The sequence below is a fragment of the Streptomyces sp. NPDC031132 genome (assembly GCF_055570595.1).
Window position 1 is genome coordinate 191,253 of the sequence record NZ_JBVIGX010000014.1, and the last position, 21,068, is coordinate 212,320.

At 73.4% G+C, this 21,068-nt stretch carries 17 protein-coding genes; 8 read left to right on the forward strand and 9 right to left on the reverse strand.

Annotation, left to right across the window (positions count from 1 at the left end):
- Positions 1-127 precede the first annotated feature (127 nt).
- Together ACZ49B_RS22540 and ACZ49B_RS22545 are read right to left on the reverse strand one after the other, a co-directional pair.
- A complete protein-coding gene (locus ACZ49B_RS22540) occupies positions 128-1,891 on the reverse strand; it encodes a methyltransferase (protein WP_468308639.1) in 1,764 nt (587 codons plus the stop codon).
- Positions 1,892-2,023: 132 nt separating this feature from the next.
- Positions 2,024-3,193, reverse strand: a complete 1,170-nt coding sequence (locus ACZ49B_RS22545; protein WP_468308642.1) for a 4-hydroxybenzoate 3-monooxygenase — start codon at positions 3,191-3,193, stop codon at positions 2,024-2,026.
- A 411-nt stretch (positions 3,194-3,604) separates the two neighbouring features.
- On the opposite strand from ACZ49B_RS22545, the gene ACZ49B_RS22550 reads away from it, so the two are divergent.
- The 4 genes from ACZ49B_RS22550 to ACZ49B_RS22565 all read left to right on the forward strand — a co-directional run bounded on the left by ACZ49B_RS22550 (position 3,605) and on the right by ACZ49B_RS22565 (position 8,277).
- Positions 3,605-5,806, forward strand: coding sequence for an Rv1355c family protein (locus tag ACZ49B_RS22550; RefSeq protein ID WP_468308643.1), 2,202 nt, complete (start codon positions 3,605-3,607; stop codon positions 5,804-5,806).
- Between the two features lie 101 nt (positions 5,807-5,907).
- Positions 5,908-6,495, forward strand: coding sequence for an ankyrin repeat domain-containing protein (locus tag ACZ49B_RS22555; protein WP_468308646.1), 588 nt, complete (start codon positions 5,908-5,910; stop codon positions 6,493-6,495).
- Positions 6,492-7,652 carry a YncE family protein gene (locus tag ACZ49B_RS22560; RefSeq protein WP_468308648.1) on the forward strand — a complete coding sequence of 387 codons (1,161 nt, stop codon included), beginning with the start codon at positions 6,492-6,494 and terminating at the stop codon, positions 7,650-7,652. The genes ACZ49B_RS22555 and ACZ49B_RS22560 overlap by 4 nt, the downstream gene beginning before the upstream one ends.
- 352 nt (positions 7,653-8,004) lie before the next feature.
- Positions 8,005-8,277 carry a hypothetical protein gene (locus ACZ49B_RS22565; RefSeq protein WP_468308650.1) on the forward strand — a complete coding sequence of 91 codons (273 nt, stop codon included), beginning with the start codon at positions 8,005-8,007 and terminating at the stop codon, positions 8,275-8,277.
- A gap of 11 nt (positions 8,278-8,288) precedes the next feature.
- Here the strand turns inward: ACZ49B_RS22565 and ACZ49B_RS22570 are convergent, their stop codons facing one another.
- Positions 8,289-9,761, reverse strand: coding sequence for a sialidase family protein (locus ACZ49B_RS22570; RefSeq protein ID WP_468308653.1), 1,473 nt, complete (start codon positions 9,759-9,761; stop codon positions 8,289-8,291).
- A 326-nt stretch (positions 9,762-10,087) separates the two neighbouring features.
- On the opposite strand from ACZ49B_RS22570, the gene ACZ49B_RS22575 reads away from it, so the two are divergent.
- The 4 genes from ACZ49B_RS22575 to ACZ49B_RS22590 all read left to right on the forward strand — a co-directional run bounded on the left by ACZ49B_RS22575 (position 10,088) and on the right by ACZ49B_RS22590 (position 11,552).
- The gene (locus ACZ49B_RS22575; protein ID WP_468308655.1) at positions 10,088-10,579 is read left to right on the forward strand and encodes a DUF2975 domain-containing protein; all 492 of its coding nucleotides are present in this window, start codon (positions 10,088-10,090) and stop codon (positions 10,577-10,579) included.
- Positions 10,579-10,800 (forward strand): helix-turn-helix domain-containing protein, encoded by a 222-nt coding sequence (locus ACZ49B_RS22580; protein ID WP_468308658.1) that lies wholly within the window; start codon positions 10,579-10,581, stop codon positions 10,798-10,800. The genes ACZ49B_RS22575 and ACZ49B_RS22580 overlap by 1 nt, the downstream gene beginning before the upstream one ends.
- 146 nt (positions 10,801-10,946) lie before the next feature.
- The gene (locus ACZ49B_RS22585) at positions 10,947-11,153 is read left to right on the forward strand and encodes a hypothetical protein (RefSeq protein ID WP_468308660.1); all 207 of its coding nucleotides are present in this window, start codon (positions 10,947-10,949) and stop codon (positions 11,151-11,153) included.
- 174 nt (positions 11,154-11,327) lie between these two features.
- Positions 11,328-11,552 carry a hypothetical protein gene (locus ACZ49B_RS22590; RefSeq protein ID WP_468308663.1) on the forward strand — a complete coding sequence of 75 codons (225 nt, stop codon included), beginning with the start codon at positions 11,328-11,330 and terminating at the stop codon, positions 11,550-11,552.
- Between the two features lie 28 nt (positions 11,553-11,580).
- Here ACZ49B_RS22590 and ACZ49B_RS22595 read toward each other — a convergent pair whose 3' ends face one another.
- The 6 genes from ACZ49B_RS22595 to ACZ49B_RS22620 form a co-directional block, all read right to left on the reverse strand.
- Positions 11,581-13,182 carry an NAD(P)/FAD-dependent oxidoreductase gene (locus tag ACZ49B_RS22595; RefSeq protein WP_468308665.1) on the reverse strand — a complete coding sequence of 534 codons (1,602 nt, stop codon included), beginning with the start codon at positions 13,180-13,182 and terminating at the stop codon, positions 11,581-11,583.
- A 161-nt stretch (positions 13,183-13,343) separates the two neighbouring features.
- Positions 13,344-13,883: an EF-hand domain-containing protein gene (locus ACZ49B_RS22600; protein ID WP_468308666.1), complete on the reverse strand. Its 540-nt coding sequence runs from the start codon at positions 13,881-13,883 to the stop codon at positions 13,344-13,346.
- Positions 13,884-14,017: 134 nt separating this feature from the next.
- Positions 14,018-14,710 carry a formyltransferase family protein gene (locus ACZ49B_RS22605; RefSeq protein ID WP_468308669.1) on the reverse strand — a complete coding sequence of 231 codons (693 nt, stop codon included), beginning with the start codon at positions 14,708-14,710 and terminating at the stop codon, positions 14,018-14,020.
- Positions 14,707-18,006 (reverse strand): non-ribosomal peptide synthetase, encoded by a 3,300-nt coding sequence (locus ACZ49B_RS22610; RefSeq protein WP_468308670.1) that lies wholly within the window; start codon positions 18,004-18,006, stop codon positions 14,707-14,709. Before ACZ49B_RS22610 ends, ACZ49B_RS22605 begins: the two co-directional genes overlap by 4 nt.
- Positions 18,003-19,103 carry an NAD-dependent epimerase/dehydratase family protein gene (locus ACZ49B_RS22615; protein ID WP_468308672.1) on the reverse strand — a complete coding sequence of 367 codons (1,101 nt, stop codon included), beginning with the start codon at positions 19,101-19,103 and terminating at the stop codon, positions 18,003-18,005. Before ACZ49B_RS22615 ends, ACZ49B_RS22610 begins: the two co-directional genes overlap by 4 nt.
- On the reverse strand, positions 19,100-21,058 hold the full coding sequence (locus ACZ49B_RS22620; RefSeq protein ID WP_468308673.1) for a fatty acid CoA ligase family protein: 1,959 nt from the start codon (positions 21,056-21,058) through the stop codon (positions 19,100-19,102). Before ACZ49B_RS22620 ends, ACZ49B_RS22615 begins: the two co-directional genes overlap by 4 nt.
- Between the last annotated feature and the right edge of the window lie 10 nt (positions 21,059-21,068).

Below are 21,068 nucleotides of genomic sequence, written 5' to 3' on the forward strand. Positions count from 1 at the left end.
TCCCCTTCCCAAGATTGTTTACAATTCAACCATACCTCGGAACGGGGAGTGCTCCCGAGGTATTCCCGATCGAGCACGGGGCCCGCACGCCATCGAGCACGGGCCCGCACTCAGACGTCACCCGAGCTCAGCTCCGTCGGGCCGTGGGGTCAGGGACGCCGGCCCTGCGGGCGTGCAGCACGTGCGCGTCCAGGGGCAGCGGGCTGTGGCCGATGAGCTGGAGGCCGGCGTCGGCGAGCAGGCGCGCGTAGTGGTCGGCACGGCGTTCCCGGCCTCCGACGTTGCACAGCATGTGAAGGTCCCATGCCGTGGCCAGCGAGGGGGAACCGTCGGCCGGCAGGAGCCGTTCCACGACGAGCAGGTCCGCGTGGGCGGGCATCGCGCGGGCGCAGTGGCGCAGGATCTCCCGGCAGCGGTCGTCGTCCCAGTCGTGCAGGACGCGGGAGAGGACGTAGACGTCGCCGCCGGGCGGCACGTCGGCGAAGTCGCCCGCGCGGTAGTCGCAGCGCGCGCCGCAGCCCGCGGCGTCGAGCAGGCGGCGGGCGGCCTCGACGGCGTGCGGGCGCTCCAGGAGCACGCCGCGCAGGCCCGGGTGTTCGGTGAGGATGCGGCCGAGGAGTTCCCCGTTCCCGCCGGCGACGTCGACGACGGTCGCGGGCTGGGGCGCCTGGGCCGCGGCGGTGATGACCGGGTGGTCGGGGAGCGGCTCGAACATCCGTGAGCTCGCGGCCATGGACCGATCGAAGAGGGCGGCGAGTTCGGGGTCGCGGGCGAAGTGGTCGAAGTGGTTCTCGCCGAAGAGGCGGTCGAAGGCCGGCTGCCCGGTCCGCACCGCGTGGTCGAGGTCGCCGAAGGAGCGGTAGAACGGACCGCCGTACATCAGGGCCAGCGGTCGCATCGACCCGGGCGCGTCCGCGCGCAGCAGGGCGCCGAGTTCGGTCAGGCGGAATCCGTCCTGTTCCTGGTCCGCGTCCTGGGTGACGGCGCCGAGCATGGCGAGGTAGCGCAGGAGCGTGGCGAGGCTCCGGGGGTGGGTTCCGGTCAGCCGGGCGAGGTCCTCGGTGCGGTGCGCGGTGCGGGTGTCCATGGCATCGGGCAGGGACAGCCGGGCGAAGGCGGCGAAGGCCTGTGTGGTCCACGCGCCGGTGAGGAGGCGGAGGAGCGTTTCGGCGGGTCGTCCTGCGGTGCGGTGGGGGTGGTGGTGCTCCTCGGAGTCCAGGTGGGCGGCGAGGGCGGCGCGGTGGTCGCCGTGTGCGTAGAGTTCCAGCCGCCGGTAGCCGCAGATCGGATCCGCGGGGGTGGTGAAGTACAGGACCGTGCCGTCCTCGTGCGGGTTGTAGCCGCCGCCGTCGGGGCGCGCGCCGTGGCGGACGAGGATCGCGCACAGGCCGCGCAGCGCCAGCGGATCCGAGTGCTCGATTTCGAAGGCGAGGTGTGCCTCGTGCCGTCGGGTGCGTTCGTAGGCGGCGATCCGCTCCAGGCCGGAGTGCGGGGGCACGGTCAGGGCGAACACCTCGACCGCGCGGCGCTCCCCGGCGATGCCGTGCACCTGTGGGCGCAGGATACGTACGTCGAGCTCGGCCGGATCGCGCCGGTGGCGCCGGGCGAGGCGTTCCCGGACCACCACGCTGGGGTGGGAGGGGGTGTCTGCGGCGAGCCCGCAGTCGGCGAGCTGGGTCCGCAGGCTGTCCGCGTCCGGCGGGAAGAGCAGCAGCCCTGCGTGGGCGAACCGGCAGTGCCCGGCGAGTGCCTGCAGGTCCGGTCCGCCGAGCCCGGGCAGCAGGAGGGGCAGCAGGGCGGCGCTGTCGTACTCGCGGACGAACTCGGCTGCCGCGCGCAGGCGGGCCGTGTCGTCCAGGAGCATCGTTTCGTCGGGGAGCGTCGTCGTCATCGTGGGGGTTCCTCGGGCCGTTACGGGGCGGAGCAGGGCATGGCGAAGCAGGGCGGAGCCGGGTGAAGGCGAGGGACGGCGGAGGGCGCGGGGCCGGGTGAGCGGTGCGGGCGGGCCGGGGTGCAGCAGCCGTCACACGCCGACGTAGTTCTCGGCGAACCACTCCTGGTGGATGCGCGAGGTACGCAGCGAAGCGAGCCGGGAGCGCCGCAGGGCGGCGTGGAAGAACGATCCGGCGTCCTGGTTCCCGTCGGGTGCCGTGTGCAGCAGCCGGGTCATCCACCCGGTGAACTCCTGGGCTCGCCAGATGTGCGCCAGGCACTGGTCCGAGTAGCCGTCGAGGCCCGCGGTGTCGCCCCCGGTGAGGGCGTCGGTGAGGGCTCCTGCCAGGATCTCGGCCTCCAGGACCGCGAGGTTGGCGCCCTTCGCGGCGGCCGGGGCGAGCAGGCTCGCCGCATCGCCCGCCAGGAAGAGCGAGCCGTGGCGCAGCGGTTCGATCACGTCGCAGGTCAGGTCGAAGATGCCGCGTTCCAGGAGCGTGCCCCGGTGCAGCGGGCCGTGGTCCGCGGCGCGCATCCGTACGTCCAGCTCGTCCCAGATCCGCTGCTCGGGCCAGGCGTCGGCCGGGGTGCCGCGCTGCCACTGGAGGTAGTAGCGGGTGACGTCCGCGGTACGGGCCATGTGCCCGGCGAAGCCCCGGTCGTGGAGGGCGTAACCCACGGCGTCGAGGCTCGGTGGGGCCTCGGCGAGCAGGCCGAGCCAGGTCACGCCGTGGTCGTGGTGGTGACGGACGGCGCCCGGCGGCAGGGAGCGGCGGGCCGCCCCGTGCCGACCGTCGCAGCCGGCGACGTAACGGGCGGTCCAGCGGGTGGGCCGGCCGTCCGGTTCGCGCGTCGTGACGTACGGCCGGTTGCCGTCGGCGTCGCGCACGGCGAGCGCCTCCGTCTGGAAGCGGACGCGTCCGCCGCGGTCGAGGTAGTGCGTCAGGAGGTCCGTGACCAAGTTCTGCTGCGGGTAGACGTGATGCTGCCCGCCCTGGCCGAGGGCGCCGTAGTCGAGCCGGAACCGGCCGTCTTCGGTGCGGAACTCGCACGTGCCGTGGCGGCGGCCGCGCCGGTGCAGTCCGTCGGCGAGGCCGTGGCTCTCCAGGATCCGCCCGGTGTTCGGTGCGAGGAACCCGGCGCGGGCCCGGGTCTGGACATGGATGCGGGAGGCGCGTTCGAGGAGGACGCAGTCGATCCCTGCTGCGTGCAGCAGGATTCCGAGAACGAGCCCGGCCGGACCGGCACCGAGGACGATCACGTCGGCTGATTCCCGTAAAGCGCGGGAGTTGTGACTTTCCGTCATAGCGCGTGAAGCATAAGCACGCGAAGATCCATGAACCTACGCAAGCCATCCATAGGCAGGAATAGAGTGACAATCACCCTTGACGTTTCCGGCCGGTGACGGCGGGGAGACGAGCGGTGTCGGCGGCCGGACAGTGGTGTGCGCCCGGGCGCACGGAGGCGCCCACACGCCTGGGCGCACACCCTGTCGCCGGCTTTGCCGGTGCTCACCGCCGCCCAGCCGCCGCGCGAGGCCGCACACACCGACGAAACCACCGCGGTGCGGGACGGCCGGATCGTAGGCTCCGGCTCGTACCCGTCCGCCTGACGGCAGCCGACGGCGGGCGCCCGTCGCCCGTGTCCGCACGGGACTTCACGAAAGTGCCCCATGAGCCTGGAAACACTGATCAGTTCCCTCGCCGCGGCCACCGCCGGCGAAGACGTTCCGCTGCGGCCCACGCTGTACTCGCTCGACGACCCCGCGCAGCGTACGGCCCTCGGTGCGCTCCTGGAGCGCGGTGATGTGGCCGCCGTCCGGGACGCGCTGGCCGAACAGGTGGCGGAGTTGCTGACCGCACGCCGGCCGGACTGGTCCCCCGACGCGGATGAGCTCGCCTCCGCCGTGGAGGCGCACCTGGGCGGGCGGCCGGCGAGTGCGTACGGGTCCTGGGCCTGGTACCCGTGGTCGCGGCAACTCGTCCACGTACTCCCCCGGGACGAATACCGCGAGCTGCGGCAGTCACGCAACCGGTACAAGATCACCGCGGAGGAGCAGGAGCTCCTGACGGGCCGCACGATCGCCGTGATCGGCCTCTCGGTCGGGGCGGCGAGCGCGGTCACGCTGGCCCAGGAGGGTGTGGGCAGCCGGTTCCGGCTCGCCGACTTCGACCGGCTGTCGCTGTCGAACCTCAACCGCCTGCGGGCCTCGGTCGCCGATGTCGGCCTGCCCAAGGTGGTGATCGCCGCACGCCAGATGTACGAGATCGACCCCCATCTCGACATCGAGGTCTGGCCGCAGGGGCTCACCGAGGAGAACGTCGACGCGTTCCTGACCGGCGGCGGGCGCGCCGATCTCCTGGTGGAGGAGTGCGACGACCTGTACATCAAGGTGTACGCCCGCGAGCGGGCCCGCGCGCACCGCATCCCCGTGCTGATGGAGACCAACGAGCGCGGCATGCTGGACGTCGAACGGTTCGACCGCGAACCGCACCGCCCGCTGCTGCACGGGCTGCTGAGCGGCGTGGCGGCCGCCGACCTCAAGACGCTGTCCACGCGCGAGAAGGTGCCGTACGTCCTGCGGATCCTCGACCAGGAACGGCCGTCGGAGCGCTTCGTACCGTCGCTGGTCGAGATCGGGCGGACCATCTCCTCCTGGCCGCAGCTCGCCTCGGGGGTGGCGCTCGGCGCCGCGCTGGTCACCGACACGGCACGTCGTCTGCTCCTGGGGACGTTCACGGCGTCGGGGCGCTGGTTCGTCGATCCCGGGGAACTGGTCCGCGACGGCACGGAAACGGTTCTGCAGTCCGGGGGGCCTCCCCCGGCCGGGGCCGCGGGCGAGGTCGTCGCGCGGGAGGTCACCGCGCCCCTCCGCCTCCCCGAGGCCGGACGTCCTCTGGACGAGGAGGCGGTGCGCCGTCTGGTCTCGTACGGGATACAGGCCCCGTCCGGTGGCAACGTCCAGCCGTGGCGGTTCGTCTCGCGGGGACGGGTGCTGGAGTGCCGGATCGACGACGACCTGGCGCCGACGCTGCTCGACTTCGAGCGGTCGGCCAGTCATCTGGCGATCGGTGCGGCGGTGGAGAACATCGACTTGGCCGCCCGCGCCGCCGGTTGGGCCTGCCGGGCCCGCATCTTCCCGGATCCGGCCGATCCCGGCCTGGTCTGCGAACTCTCCTTCAGTCTCGAAAGGTCAGGCGCGGCGGACGGGCCACGGGTGCCGCTCGCCGAGTGGATCGGGCACCGTACGACCAATCGTGCCCCGGGCACGGACGCTGCGCTCGCGGGACCGGACGCCGCGGCGCTGACGCGGTGTCGACGTCGCCACGCTCCAGCTCGACCGGACGGACCTGGCCGGCATCTCCATCGCCCGGCACTGGCCGAACCTCGCGTTCATCCGGCGGATCGGAGGCGGCGCCTCGTTCGAGGAGGGCGCCCGCAAACTCGTCGCCGCGTCCTCGGCGATCGGCGTCCTGAGCATTTCCGGCACGTCGCCCGACGCCTACGCGCGCGGGGGCCGGGCGCTCCAGCGGCTGTGGCTGACCGCCACCTCCCGCGGGCTGGCGGTGCAGCCGCTCACCGCGCTGCCCTACCTCCTCGCGCGCGTCGAACGGGGCCGCGGAGCCGGGCTCGACCCCGAGGAGATCGCGACGCTGCGGGCCCTGCGCACCCGGCTGGCCAAGGTCCTGCCGCAGCGCCCCGACTACGCCGAGCTGATGCTCGTACGGCTGTCGTACGCTCCCCCGCCCGCGGTCCGCTCGCTCCGCCGCGACGTCGGCTCGTGCCTGCGCTTCGCGGGGCCGGAGGGCGCCTGACGGCACCGGTCGCGGAGGGAAGCGGACGGCGCTCCGCTGCGCATCAGCCGATCGGATGACAAGCGGGAGCCGGTCCGGGGGCCGGGCGGTCTCGAGCGCGGGGAGAGGATCGAGGTCAGGCAGGTGGCCGCGAGGCCGTGGAACGGATGAGGGGTACGGGATGAAGGACTTCGATCGCCGGCTGCTGGACGCCGCGCGGGCCGGGGACGCCGTTGCCGTACGGGTGGCGGTCGAAGGGGGCGCTGACGTCGAGGTGCGCGACGAGGAGCTGCGCACGCCGCTGCTCCTCGCCTCCCTCGGGAACCACGTGGAGGTGGCCGGGGTGCTCGTCGCGGCGGGCGCCGACGTCGACGCCCAGGATGCCCGCCAGGACAGCGCCTGGCTGGTCACCGGGGTGACCGGCAGCGTGGCGATGCTGCGCGTGCTGCTGCCGGCCGGGCCGGACCTGCGGCTCACCAACCGCTTCGGCGGCGTGTCGCACATCCCGGCGAGCGAGCGCGGGCACGTCGCGTACGTACGGGAGGTACTGGCGGTCACGGACATCGACGTCGATCACGTCAACCGGCTCGGCTGGACCGCCCTGCTGGAGGCCGTGATCCTCGGCGACGGGGGCCCGGCCCACCAGGAGATCGTACGGCTGCTCCTCGCGGCCGGGGCGGACCGGGAACTGGCGGACGGCGACGGGGTGACGGCGCTCGCGCACGCGGAGCGGCGCGGGTACGCCGAGATCGCGGAGTTGCTGCGGTGAGGGCGCCGCGCGCACCCCGGGCCGGAAGGCATCGGCTGGCGGTGGTCCTGGCCGGGGTTGCCGTGCTCGCCGGGTGCGCGGCGGGCGGTGGCGATGGCGATGGCAGCGGCGGCGGCGATCGTACGAGCGGCCCGGAGGGGGTCGGGGCCGCGGCGGCACCACGAATCGAGCCGTCCGCAGCCGACGCGGCCGTGCCCACGGCGCACGGCACACTCCTGGTCGCCGACTTCGGCGGTTCGACCGTGACCTTCGTGGATCCCGCACGCGGCCCGGTCGGCACGGTGGAGGTGGGGACCGCGCCGTACGGGCTGGCGCTCGGCGCGGACGGGCGGGCCTGGGTCGCGACGGCGGAGGGGGTCGCGGTGGTGGACACCGCCACCCGCACCGGCCTGGGCCGCATCCCGTACCGCACCCGCAGCGGGCCCGTGACCACCGGCGAGTACCGGGGCGGCGGGATGGGCATCGCGCTCGCGCCCGACGGGCGGCGACTGTACGCGGGGGTCAACGTGCCCGGCGGCCCGGGGGTGCTGGAGGTCATCGACACGGCTACCCGTACGGTGACCGCCACCGTGCCCGTCGGCCGCCGCCCCTTCGACGTGGACGTCGCGGCGGACGGCAGCGAGGTGTACGCGACCGGGCACGACTCCTACGACGTGACGGCGGTGCGCGCCGACACCCTCGCGGGGCGGCGGCTGGTGGTCGCTCCTTACGGGGAACAGGGCCTCGGCTCCTGGCTGAAACCGCACTACGCGGTGGTGCGGCCCTCCGACGGGCGGCTGTTGCTGCCGTTCGAGGGCGAGAAGCTGGCGGTGCTCGACCCCCGTACGGGCCGGGTCACCGTCGAGCCGATGACCGCGGACGTCCACCAGCACGGGGCCGCCCTCGCCCCCGACGGCACGCTGCTGGTGGTCGGCGCGGCGGAGGACGAAGAGGCGGCCTCGCTGACGGTCCGGTCCCCCGACGGGACGGAGCGCAAGGTCCCGCTGAGAGGGCCGCACGAGGCCGTCGCGGTCACTGCGGACGGCCGCACCGCATACGTCACGGGCGGCTTCACCCGGGACGGCTACTGGGACGGAATCACCGTCGTGCACCTGCCGAGCGGTACGACACGCCGGCTCGCGGCGGGCGAACGGCCCCTGGGGATCGTGGTGTTGTAGGAGGGCGGGGTGATTCCGCATCGGCCGGCAGAGCGGCCATGGCATCGGCCAGGATGTGAAGCTGAGCGGCGCCTGCCACACCCTCAAGGGCAGGGTCCGCGTCATCGTAGGGCCCCGCCCGCTCGTGACGAGGCGCCGCCGGTCATACGGTGGAAGCAGCAGGATGCGCGCCTCCGCAGCACCCGGCGGCGGTGTCCGTCCCGCCACAGGCCGCGCACCACCCTGCGGCCGTTCCCCTGCGGCCGGCCCCGGGGCCGAGTGCCGTGGGCGGCTCCCCGACTGCCACAGCGGAAGCCGCTCGGGCACCGTCGGTGCTTGGCAGCGCAACCCTCCCGGAAAGCAGGTGCGTCCCATGCGCACGTCGACCCGCATCGCCGGTGTCCTCACCGGCTTGACCCTCACGCTCGGCGGCGCACTTGCCGCCCCCGCCGCCCAGGCGGACATCCCGGCCTGCACACAGATGGCCACCCAGGCGGGCGGAAGCGATACCGACGCCATCGCAGCAGCCTGCCGCCGTGGCGTGAGCAGCGACCTCCAGGGCTGTGTGACCGGACTGACCGCGGCCGGAGTGCCGGGCGGCGCAGCGAACGGCGCATGCCGGGCGGCCGCCTACGAACCCCGGTAGACCAGGGTCGGTCACCGGGTGCGGAAGGTGCCGCTGTACACGTCCGTACGGTTCTGCGGTGCGCCGGAGTGCGTCTCGGTCAGCACCGCCCGCACTCCCTTGCCGTCCGCCACCAGGCCTTGGTAGTCGCCGAGGAAGTAGCCCCCGGCGAACGGCGCCTGCAGCCAGTCGAAGATCCGCGAGATCCGTCGTTCGGACCGGAGCTTCGGGTCTCCGTGCGGCAGCGTGGCCAGCTGGTAGGCGGTGGGCAGGGTGGTGGTGTTGCCCGGCTTGAGGAAGCGCAGGTCGTAGTAGGTGAGCGCGAGCGTGCCCCGCTCGTCGACCGCCACCGACGGGGAGAAGGCCGGCACGCCCTGCGGGCTGATCAGCTCCGGAGCCCCCCAGGTGCGTCCGCCGTCGGTGGAGCGCACCAGCTGGACGGAGTCGAACCGGCCGCCGGAGAAGTCCGCGCCCTCGTAGGCCATGTACAGCGTGCCCGTCTTCGGGTCGACGGCCGGGCTGGGCAGCGTGGACCCGGCGCGCAACAGCTTGGTGGGGTCGTTCGGGTCGACCTCCGGGACGGAGGTGTCCTTGGCCACGGTGACCGGGGCGCTCCAGGTCTCTCCGGCGTCGGTCGAGGTGACCACCGCGTAGTGGGCTTCGGTGACGGTGCTCAGGTCCTCGGCGAAGGTGAACTGGTCGAAGAAGTCGTACAGGGTGCCGGTGCGCCGGTCGACGACGATCTGGTGGCCGATGGTCTGCGTGTTGGGCACGGCGCTGGTGTCGACGAACGAACGCGCCTGGCTCCAGGTGCGGCCGCCGTCGCGGGTGAGGGAGATGTATCCCGGACCGTCGAGGGAGCTGGGGCCGGGCGGGTCGTTGTCGAGACGGTTCCAGACCTGGTAGGCGGTGCCCTTGCGGATCGGGTCGGCGGTGAGTGAGGGCTTGTCGTTGAAGAACGGCTGCTCGTCGACGTGCGTGGTGGTGAGGTTCCGCCAGGTGCGGCCGCCGTCGCGGGACGTGGCGGCCAGGAGGCCGGTGCGCGTGCTCTTCGTGAAGTCGACGCCCTCCCCGCCGGCGTAGACGGTGCCGTCCGGTCCGGTGCTCACCCAGGGGTCGGTGGCCCGTTCGAAGTCCGCGCCGCCCGGGGCGCACAGGCTGAACGGCAGCGTGCTCCGGTGGAAGGTGCGGCCGTCCGTGGTCCAGCCGGCCACCAGTCCGCGGGCACCGCCGTCGTTCCAGCGGTCCTGCTGGAACACGGTGACCACGCGCTTCGAGTCGCGCGGGTCGACGGACAGGTACGGCTCGACCTCGGTGCCCGGATAGACGACGCTGTCGGGAGAGCTCGCGCCGATGGTGCAGTCCGCGTACGGGTCGCCGTGGGACACCTTGATCAGCGGTGCGCCGTCGGGGCCCTGGTCTGCCGCGGCGGGAGTCGCGACGGTGACCGTGGTGAGCAGGAGCGCGGCGGTGGCGACAGCGGCCAAGGGCAGGGGAACGCGCATGCGGGATCTCCTCCGGGCCTCGGCGGCCGGGGTGCGGGACCGCCGCCATCAGAGCGGCGTGGGGCGCGGAGGCGTACCGGAAGGCGAGGGGTGGGACGACTCCGCTTGATCCTTTTCGGCGTCGTGGCCGGTGCCCTTGATGGGCCGGACGGCTGAGTCCTCCCCGGTGTCATCGAAAGGTGCGGCGGAGCTCACCGGCAGCGCCCCGTGCTCTCGCCTCGAGACAGCGACCTCCCCCACCGAAACAGCCACCGAAGTGGTCCAGCCCTTGTCTCGCCTATCGAATTTCGATAGATTTCCATCGCAACTCGATGGAGGGATGGATCATGGGAAGACTGACCGTGCATGCGCTGCGCGCCGTGCTCGCGGTGGTGCTCACCGGCACCGTGCTGGTACAGGTATTGATGGTGTGGACGCTGATCAGCGGGAACGACCCGGAGGACGGGTCGATGCCGCTGACACCGCTGCGCGTGATCACGGTCCTGGGCATGCTGTCGGCCCAGGTCGCCCTGGTCTGCGTCTGGCGGCTGGTGACGATGGTGCGGCGCGGAACCGTGTTCTCCCACGCCGCCTTCCGGTACGTGGACGCCGTGATCGGCGCGATCGTGGCGGCTGCCCTCCTGTGGTTCGCGGTCACCGCAATCAATGCGCCCGGCCAGCGGGAGGACCCGGGCGTCACCGTCATCATGGGCGGGGTCGGCCTGGCCATCCTGGGGGTCGCGCTCATCGTGCTCGTGCTGCGGATGCTGCTCGCCCAGGCCGTAGCGCGCGACGTCGAAGCCGCGCAGATGCAGGCCGAGCTGGACGAGGTGATCTGATGCCGATCACCGTCGACATCGACGTGATGCTGGCCAGGCGGAAGATGTCCGTGGGCGAACTCGCGGACCGCGTGGGGATCACGCCCGCCAACCTGGCGGTACTCAAGAACGGCCGGGCCAAGGCGGTGCGCTTCGCGACGCTCGCCGCGCTGTGCGAAGTACTCAGTTGCCAGCCCGGCGACCTGCTGCGCTGGGAGGCCGAGGACGCCGCGGACGGATGACGTGCCGGGCGGCTGCCGGGCCGGGTACGGTGCCCGGCTCGCCTCGCGGGCCTTCAGCGCATCGCCCATGCTGAGGAGGAGGGCGCCGTCGGCCCTGGACTTGTTCCTTTCGCGGGGCCGAAGTCGGCGCCTGAGAGGAGAATGTCATGCGCATGCGAAGAATCCTTGGCCTGGCGCTGGCCGCAGCAACCCTTGCCGGCACGAGCGCCATCGGCGCTGTCAGTGCTCAGGCCGCGGCGTCTCCGACCATCACCAGAGACGAGTGCACCACCGCGGGCGGGCAGATCACCTCGGTCCCCTACGGGGGCGAAAGGTGCACGCTGCCTGACGGCACCGTCCAGCAGATCACTTGACGCGACGTACGGCCTGAACGTGACGTCATCCCGCCCTCGCTCTCGGCACGCCGACGGAGCGGCATCGGGCGGGCCTCCTCCGGATGAAGTGACGGAGCCGGGACGGTGGTGGTCCCGGCTCCTTCGTTCGGTGTCCGGTTCGTTCGATCACATGACTACGCGGTGAGGCCGGAAATGGACAAGAACAAGCCGAAGGTCTTCAGCGATCCGGAAGCGCTCTCGGACGAAGAGATGATGAAACTGATCAACGAAATCCTCGACAGCGTCCCACCCGAACAAGCCGAGGCCCACCTCCTCGCCATTGCCGAGGGGAGGCCGGCTCCCCGGGACGTTCCGGTGGACCTGACCCCCGCCCAAGCGAGCAGCCTCCTCCTCTTCCTCCACAGAGGCGGCGGCTGATTCCTCCCCAGGGCGGCGGGCGCGTCCCTCAGAAGCCGCAGGCCGCACCCGCACCCCGGAAGCGCTCGGGATGCCGCCGTCGGTACTCGACCAGGGACTGGGCGACTGCGGCTCCTTCACCCACGGCGGCCCCGACCCGCTTGACGGATCCGGAGCGCACGTCGCCCACGGCGAACACCCCGGGCACGCTGGTCTCCATCGGCAGCGCGTCCGGGGCGGCTCCGCCGCTTCCGGTCAGGACGTACCCGCGGCCGTCGAGCTCCAGCTTGCCGCCGAGCCAGTCGGTCGACGGGTGGCCGCCGATCAGCACGTAGAGGCAGTGCGCGGGGACCGTGCGCTCGCCGCCGTCGCGGTCGCGCAGAGTGAGACCGGTGAGGGTCGTCCCGCCGTGGCACTCGGCCACCTCGGTCCCCAGGAGGACCTGCAGGCCCGGCGTCCGGTCGATGCGCTGCACCAGGTAGCTCGACATGGAAGCGCCGAGGTCGGCGCCGCGCACCAGCAAGGTGACGGTGCGGGCGTAGCGCGCGAAGTAGAGGGCGGCCTGTCCGGCGGAGTTGCCCGCGCCCACCATGTACACGTCCTCCCCCGCAGCCGAGGGGGCATCGGACAGGCATGCGCCGTAGTACACACCGGAGTTGAGCAGGCGGTCGACGCCGGGAGCCGTCAGACGGCGCCAGTCCACGCCCGTGGCGACCACCACCGCAGCCGCCGTCACCGAGGCGGTCTCATCGGTACCCGCCTTGACGAACTCGACGGTGTGGTCACCGGTGTCCGTCGAGGTCACCCGACTGGCCACCCGGGTGGGCTGCCACTCGACGCGGGCGCGACGGGCCTGTTGCAAGGCGCGCTGGGCGAGATCGCCACCCGTGAGACCTACGGGGAAACCGAGGTAGTTCTCGATCCGCGAGGTCGATCCCGCCTGCCCGCCGGGCGCGTCGTCCTCGATCACGACCACGCTCATCCCCTCGGCAGCCGCGTACACGGCCGCGGACAGACCTCCGGGGCCACCGCCGATCACCGCGACGTCGTAGTGGTCCTGTTCGGCCGGCCGGATGAGACCGAGCCGCTCGGCCAGGTCACTGAGCGAAGGATCCACGATCTCGGTGCCGTCCCCGAGGCGGACGGTCACCGGGGCGTCCCGTACGTCCTCCTCCGGGAGCCAGCGGAAGATCACGCCGCTGCGGCCGAGGAAGTCGCGCACCGCATAGGCGGCGGGCGAGAAGCGGCTCCCGCGCACCTCGGCGGTCGGCACACCACCGTCGCAGTCGGCGTTCCACGTGCACAGGGAATCGTCGAGCGCGCCGCGAAGGTGCTCGGCCGGGTCGCCATCGTCCCGAACCGCTCCGACGGGGGTGTTGGACTCCGCATTGCCGCGCTCGGCCAGCGACAGCCAGCGCACACCCGGGTGCTGCGCGGCACCCGGGTCCGGTGCTTCGTCGGCGAGCACGGCTGCCACCGGTACCTTCCGGTCGGCCAGCGCGCGCAACGCGCGGACCACTTCCGCCTGCCCTCCGACCTGCAGCACGCGGAAGGACGTCCGGTACCAGCTTTGCACCAGCTCGGCGGTTTCATGCCGGCGGAGCGGGTCGGAGTCGGAGAGAACAATCACCGGCAGTGCGGCATCGGCCATCAGAGGTCCTCCAGCAGGTCGTGAATGATCGGCTTCCTCCCCCGGTCAACGAGCGGGGACGCCGTACGAACCGGTCTGGAGCAGCCGCTACACGAGGGCGGTCAGCAGGGGGCGGAGACCGCGCCCCCTCCCCTGCCTTCCGGACCCGCCTCGGACAGCCCTCAGAGGCGCCCGAAGAACTGGTTCCCGCGGGCCGAGTGGTTGTCGCTCGTGTAGTACTCCTTCATCGCGGAGCTGATCTCGTCACGGCTCAACTGCCCGTCGCCGTCGAGGTCCAGCTGATTGAACGCTTCGTCGAAGGTCTCGCGGGGCAAGCGGAACATGCCGTGGAGCAGCGAGGTGTACTCCTCCCGGCTCAGCATGCCGTCACCGTCGCGGTCACCGAGCTCCGTCCACGCGTTGCTCATGTTCCGGATCCGTTCCCAGATCCTGTTCTGATCCGTGACGATCCGCGCCCGGAACGCCGCCCGGAACTCGTGCCGGTCGACCGCTCCGTCGTCGTTCTTGTCCATCTTCTGGAAGACGGCGTCCCAGAGGTCCTCCAACGAGTCCCGAAGTCCGGCCACGACCGCCGGAGCGACACCGAGCGACTCGGCGAGCCTGTCCGAGAGGCCGATGACGTCCGACTTCTCGAGCCGTCCGTCGCGGTCCGAGTCGAAGACATCGAACGACCGGTCCAGCTTGATGTCCAGAACGCTCACGACAACATCTCCTTCACTCCACGTAATCGACTCGCTACACGCGAGGCGGGCCCAGGAAACCACAGGTCACGCCCCATACGCACGGAAAGAGCGGGTGCGTGGCCATTCCGGGTGACGCGGTCCGCAAAGTCATCTCATGTGAAGGGAGCCGCCGCCCCGATCGCCGCGGCCAGTTCGGGGGCGTGCGCGGCGAAGGGGCCGAGGTCCGTGGCGGCGGCGTAGGCCGGGTGGTCGCGGTGGTCCGCCAGCCGGGCCAGGCTGCGCGTGCCGTAGTACGCCGACGGCCCCGCGGGGGCGGGAGGGGGTGGGAGGGCCGCGCCCGCGACGACCGCCGGCAGGGTTTCCTCGAACAGGGCCTGGCAGGCGCGCACGCCGCGGAGCATGACTTGGAAGTGGCGGGCGTCGGGGGCGATCGGGAAGCGGTGCTCGGCCAGGACGCGGCCGGTGTCGATGCCCGCGTCGACCTCGTGGAGGGTGGCTCCGTACTCGTGCTCGCCGTTCAGCAGGGCGAAGAGGACGGCCACGGAGGGCAGTCCGCGGTGGCGCGGCAGCAGGCCGTTGTGGATGTTGAGGATGCGCAGACCCCGGGAGAGGAGTGGTGCGCCGAAGATCCGGCAGTTGTTGAGGGACCAGGCGACGCCGTCGGTGCAGGCCTGCACGAGGGTGTCGGCGTGGACGTTGATGTCGTCCGAGGTGAGCACGGGCAGGTGCCGGGCGCCTGCCGCGTCCTGCGGATCCTCGCAGCAGACGAGGTCCACGGGGTGGCCCAGTGCGGCGGCGTGTGCAACGGCTCGGCGCAGCAGCGCGCCGTCCCCGACGAAGATCATGCGGGGAGCTCCTCTCGGGCGGCGGAGAGGTGGGCGCAGACCTGCGCGAGCGTCAGGTTCCCTACCAGGCAGTCGAGACCGGCCATGAAACGGCGGGCCTGGGCAGGTTCCAGCAGGTCGTCGGAGACGGAGGTGAGCATTTCCACCAGGGCGAGGGAGTCTCCGCCCAGGGTCTGGAAGTCGGATTCCGCGGACAGCCGGGCGGCGTCCACGGCCAGGATCGCGGCCCAGTGGGCGGCCACCCGGGTGTGCAGGGTGGCGGGCTCCGCCGTCTCGGCGGCGGCGGCTGAGCGGCTGGGGGCGGCGAAGGGGTCGGGCAGGGCGTCCAGGTCGGCCTTGCCTCCGATCGTGCGGGGAATGGCGTCCACGGTGATGACGTGGGCCGGGACCATCGCGGCGGGCAGCTGAGCGGTGAGCGCGGAGCGCAGGGCGGCGGGGAGGTCGGGAGCGCCGTGCGGAGCGCCTCGGTCGCCCGTACCGTTCGGGCCCGGGCCGTACGAGCCGGCGGCACTCGGGACGACGTACGCGCACAGGACCGGCGTGGTGGTGTGCGGGCGGCGGCGGACGGCCACGACGGCGCGGCTCACCTCGGGCCGGGCTTCGAGCGCGGCGACGATCTCCGCGGGCTCGATGCGGTGCCCGGCGATCTTGAGCTGGCCGTCGATGCGCCCGGCGAACTCGACCGCCCCGCCGGGCAGTCGCCGGCCGAGGTCGCCCGTGCGGTAGGTGCGGGTGCCGTCGTCGTGCTCGGTGAACGGGGAGGGGCGGCCGTCCGGCGGCCCGAGGTAGCCGCGGGCCACCTGGGCGCCACTGACGACGATCTCCCCCGTGCGGCCGGTGTCCTCGGCCCCGGTGCCGATGCGCTCGCCGTCCTCGGTGACGAGGTCGACCCGGGCGTAGGGACCTGGGGTGCCGATGGGGAGGGTGGCGGCGGTCGTCGGCCGCGCGTCGTCCACGACGTGGGCGAGACAGACGACGGTCGCCTCGGTGGGGCCGTAGCCGTTGATGACGAGGCAGTCCGGACCGAAGGCGCTACGGGCGGTGCGTACGGCGGCCGGGGTCAGCGGTTCGCCGCCGAGCAGCAGGGTGCGTACGTCGCCCGCGGCTGCACCGGTGTCGGCCAGCAGGGGCAGATGGGAAGGGGTGAGGGCGAGGGTGTCGGCCCGATGGTCGGCGACGAGCCGGCGCAGGGTGGCGGGCGAGGGCGCGTCGGGCGCGAGGACCACCGTGCCGCCGGCCAGGAGGGGCAGGAAGAGGGGGAAGCAGGAGATGTCGAAGCCGTAGGAGGACGCGAAGCCGAAGCGGGTCCGGGCGTCCACGGCGCAGACCTGCGTCATCCAGCGGACGAAGCCCGCGAGGGAACGGTGTTCGATCTGCACGCCCTTGGGGCGGCCGGTGGAGCCGGAGGTGTGGATGACGTACGCGAGGTCCTCGAGCGCGGGGGCCGGGGGGACCGGCCGGGGCGGCGGGCCGGTGACGAGGTCCTCGGCCGCGAGCAGGGGGCAGGGCGCGAGCGCGCCGAGGAGTTCGGCGAGGTGACGCTGGGTCAGGCAGAGCCGGGCGCCGCAGGCGCGGAGGATCTCCGCGGTCCGCGCGGCGGGGTGGGCGGGGTCCAGCGGCACGTAGGCGGCACCCGCCTTGAGGATCCCCCACAGGGCGCAGACCCCGGTCGGGGTGCGGTCGACGACCAGACCGACGAGGTCTTCGCGACCGATCCCCCGGTGCAGCAGCCCGGCGGCCACGGCGTCGGAACGGCGGTCCAGTTCGGCGTACGTGACCACCCCGCCGGGCCCGTCGAGCGCGGGCGCTCCGGGCGTACGGGCGGCCTGCATCCGGAACAGTTCCACGACGGTGGCGGGAGGCGCGGCTTCCGGTTCCGCGGCGGGGTGCGGTAAGGGCCCGGTCGCGGGCAGCGCCGCAGGTGCGGAAAACGGCGGAGGCACGGGCACCGCCGCGCACCCGGCCGACACCGCAGGCTGGGGCCGGGGCCCCGGTACGGGGTCGGGCACCGGAGCGGAGGCGGGCGCCGCCGGTGGTGCCGGTGCGGCGGAGGTCGGCAGGCGGGTCAGGACCTCGTCCAGGAGGCGGGTGGCGCGTTCGGCCAGACCGGGGCCGCCGCGGACGCCCATCGTGAGCTCCGTGGCGGTGTCCGTCTCGGTGGCGGCCATCGAGACGGGGACCAGGGGGGCGTGGACGGGCAGTGCGTACAGGGTCGTCGCGGTGAAGCCCCCGCCGGAGAACTCGGCCGGGTCCAGGCGCCCCAGGTGGGAGACGACGGCCGAGGCGAGGTGGCGGTCGGCCCGTACGGCGCCGGCCTGGGCGGCCCGTAGCAGGAGGCGACCGGCCGCCGGCGGCAGCGGAAGGAGGGCCGACTCGAAGCCCTCGGCCAGCTCCTGGTTCTCGGCGAGCGCCCGGAGCAGGGTGCTCTGTGCCCTCGGCCACGCCTTTCCGGGGCTCAGGTCCAGGAACAGCGGCAGGGTGAGGTTGCCGGTCGAGGCGATGCCGGGGCGATGGCGCCGCAGGTCGACCGGGATCATGACCCGGGTGCCGCTGCGGCCGGCGCTGTCGGAGCGGGCGCCACCGGAGGGGGAGCCGACCTTCGCCGCGCTGTCCGTCAGGGCCTGGGCCAGTCTGGCCGTGAGGGCCGGGTGGTGGCCCGGGAGGGTTCGGCGGAGCCACAGGGTCTGCTCGGGGCCCGGGGCCGGGCGGCCCAGGGGCGACGGGCGGTCGGGGACGAGCGCGGGGCGCCGGACGGAGGCGCCGAGCCGGCGCAGCAGGCCGCGGTCGGTGTCGGGGGCGAGGGCGGGGCGGCCGGGCTCCCCGCGCAGGGCGCGGAAGACCTCCCGTACCCAGGTCAGGGCGCCGTGACCGTCCATCAGGGCGTGCGAAGTGCTGAACACGAGCGTGGCCGTGGCGGTGTCCGTGTCCGTGTCCGCGGAGGTGCCGGGGATGACCAGGACCTCGCAGCCCGGCGGGGTGTTCCGGCGTGAGCGGCCGGTGATGAGCCCCGCCGTGGCCGGGTCCGACGCGTCGATGCGCCCGGCGGCAGCAGCGGTGTACCTGACCGTGGGCAGCGGGCCCTCGGCGGTCCAGACGGGCCCGCGCCGTACCAGGCGGGAGCCGGGGCAGGTCTCGGCGGCCCGGGCGACCGCCGCCCGGAGGGCCGCCGGTTCGGGGGCCGTGTGCCCTTCGACGACGATGCGCAGGGCCATGGCGCCGCGCGCGTCCCCCGCGGAGAGATAGAGGTGCTCGGTGGCCGACACCGGCCGCCGGTACGTGGTGTGAGGGGGTGTCATCGCTCGAGGCCTCCTTGGTCGGTACGGGTGGACGCGGGCGGCTTCCGGTCCTGAGGGGACTTTGGCCGCGTCCAGGCGTCGATGCCGCCGATGCCGTGGATCCAGCGGAGCAGCCCGCTCACGCCGTCCTCCTGCGTGCGCGGCGGGTCGTAGCCGAGGTCGCGGTGGGCCGCGCCCGTGTCGTACGTGGTGGAGCGGGTGAGGAGGGCCGTCATGTAGCGGCTCAGCGGTGGGCCCGTACCGGCCGAGGGGCGCAGGCGCCACGCCGTCTCGACGGCCCGGGCCAGGACCCTGGTCGCCGTGACGGGGACGCGGGGGTGCGGCGGCGGGCAGCCGAGGAGGGCGCCGACGCGGGTGAGGAAGGCCCAGAGGTCGGTCTCCTCTCGGTCGGCCACGAAGTACGCGTTCCCGCCGATGCGTTCGGCGGGAACGGCGGCGGCGCGCAGGCAGGCGTCGACGGCGTTGTCGACGTGGCACAGCGAGACCCGTACCCGTTTGCCGCCGGAGAGGTCGGGCAGCCGGCCCGCCCGCATCGAGGCGATCATGCGGGGCAGGAAGCCCGCGTGGTCGCGTGGGCCCCAGATGCCGCGCGGGCGCAGCGCGCAGGTGGTGAAGTCCGCTGTGTTCGCGGACAGTACGTACTGTTCGGCGGCGGCCTTCGTCGCGCAGTAGTGGTTGAAGAAGCGGGTGGGGTACGGGGTGCTCTCGTCGATCCGGAGCCGGTCGCCCTCGCGCAGGTGCATCAGTGCGCTCGGGCTGCTGACGAAGACGAAGCGGGTGGCGCCCGCCGCGCGCGCGGCCGTCAGCAGCCGCTGCGTTCCGGTGACGTTGGCCTCCTCGAACTGGGCGCGGCTGCCGTGGTCGACGACGCGGGCGGCGCTGTGCAGCACGGTGTCGCAGCCGATGGCAGCGCGGGCCAGCGAGGCGGTGTCGGCGAGGTCGCCGGGCACGAGGTCGAGTCCCGGACCGAGGGCGCTCAGGCGGGCGGTGTCACTGCCCGGCCGGACCAGGGCGCGGACCCGGTGGCCGTCGCGCAGGCAGGCGTCGGCGAGGTGGCCGCCGAGGAAGCCGGTGGCCCCGGTGATCAGGATGTTCACAGGTCCCGCCACCAGGTCGCGCCGTAGAGCATGGTCAGTGCGGCGGTGGCGGCGCTGCCGTGGCCCGCGGCCCTGCCCCGGGGCAGGGCGAGGGGGATCTGCGCGGCGTGCACCGGGATGCTGAGGAAGGCGTCGGCCCACCACAGCCAGCGCAGCAGGGGCACGTCGGGTACGTCCGCGACGGCCGCCCAGATCGCGCCGCCGAGGAGGTACGCCCAGCCGGCGAGCGGTACGAGGCGGGCCGCGCGGGTCCGGGAGAACGGGGGCGGGGGCGGGGCGAGGCGCCGTTCGGCCCAGCGGGCCAGCTGCTCGCGGCCGATCTTGGCGTTGTGGCGGACGTCGACCGGGAAGGCGGGGTGGTGCAGGAACTCCTCCAGCTCTCGGGTCGGGGCGTGTTCGGCAGCGAGGGCTCGCAGTTCGGCGACCAGGTCCCGCCAGGCGGGGCTGCCGGCGGGGACGTCGCTCTCCACGCAGACGACGGGGCGCTGGGCGCCGACCGGTCCGACGCCGACCAGGGCGCTGCGGCGTACCAGTGGATGGGCGTTGAAGACGCCCTCGCAGCGCACGGTGGAGAGGTCCCGGCCGGCGGTGCGCACCCGTTGGGACGTGCGGCCGCAGAACCAGAGCCGGCCGCGGTCGTCGAGGTAGCCGAGGTCGCCGGTGCGGTGCCAGGTGAGGGCGGTGCCGTCGGGCCGGGTCTCGTGCACCTTGTGCAGGGCGTCGGAGCGGGGCGCGTCGTGGTAGCGGGGGCTGACGGACTCTCCCGCGACGAGTATCTCGCCGACGCTGCCGGCGGGCAGGTCGGTCCCCGGGTACAGGCGGGCGCGCGGGCCGTCGGTGACGGGGATGATGCGGACGCGGGTGCCGGGGACGGGCCGGCCGATGCAGGTGCCGGCTCCGCGGGCGCTGGCGGCGGATGTCCCGCCGAGGATCTCCTCGGATTCGACGGAGGTGATCGGCAGGACCTCGGTGGCGCCGTACGTGACGTGGACGGACGCCTTCTCGTCGAGGACGGTGCGCAGGGCGGCGACGACGGAGTCGGGGACGGGCGCGCCGCCGGAGACGATGCAGCGCAGGTCGGGCAGGGGGCGACCCAGGGCGGTGAGGTGGTCGGTGAGGTTCCGCAGCAGGGCGGGCGAGGCGAACATCGTGGTCGCGCCGAATCGTTCCAGCGCGTCCACGAGCAGGGCGGGGTCCGCCTGGGCGACCTTGGCCGGGGCGAGGGGGGCCAGGACGGTGGTGGAGCCGTAGACGAGGTCGAGGATGCCGTAGAAGGGCAGGGTCACCAGTGACGTGTCGTCGCGGGTGCGCCCGTGGGCCGTCTCGATCTGGCGGGCGATGGAGAGTGCCATGCGGTGCGTGTACTCGACTCCCTTGGCGGGGCCGGTGCTTCCGGTCGTGAACCCGATCATCAGGAGGTCGTCACCGCCGACGTCGGCGGCGGGGGTCCTCGGTCCACCGGTGGTACGGAGGGCGGCGAGGGTGTGGCCGCCCCAGAGCCGGTGGCGGCCGAGGGTGACGGGGATGCGTACGCGGCCGAAGGTGCGCCGGCCGAGGACCCGTACGAGGTGGGCGAGCGGTGGCCCGATGAACGCCTCGGCGCCGACGGCCCGGTAGCAGTGGAGCATCCGGCGCACGCCCATGCCCGGGTCGACGACGACGGGGACGGCGCCGAGCCGGAAGAGCGCGAAGGCGAGGGCGAAGAGCTCCGGGCCGGGCGGTGCCATCAGTACGGTCTTGGTCCCGCGGGTGATTCCGGCGCGGGCGAGTCCGTGGGCGATCTCCTCGACCGCGTCCTGCAACTCCCCGTAGGTGACTTCGCGGTAGCGCGGGCCGCCGCCGGGCTCGCGGCCGTCGGGGTGGATGACGGCCGGCTTGTGGGGGAAGGCGGCGGCGTTGCGCTCCAGGCAGTCGGCCAGGCCGGTGGCGGTTGCGGAATGGGGAACGGTGCTCATGGTCATGGCG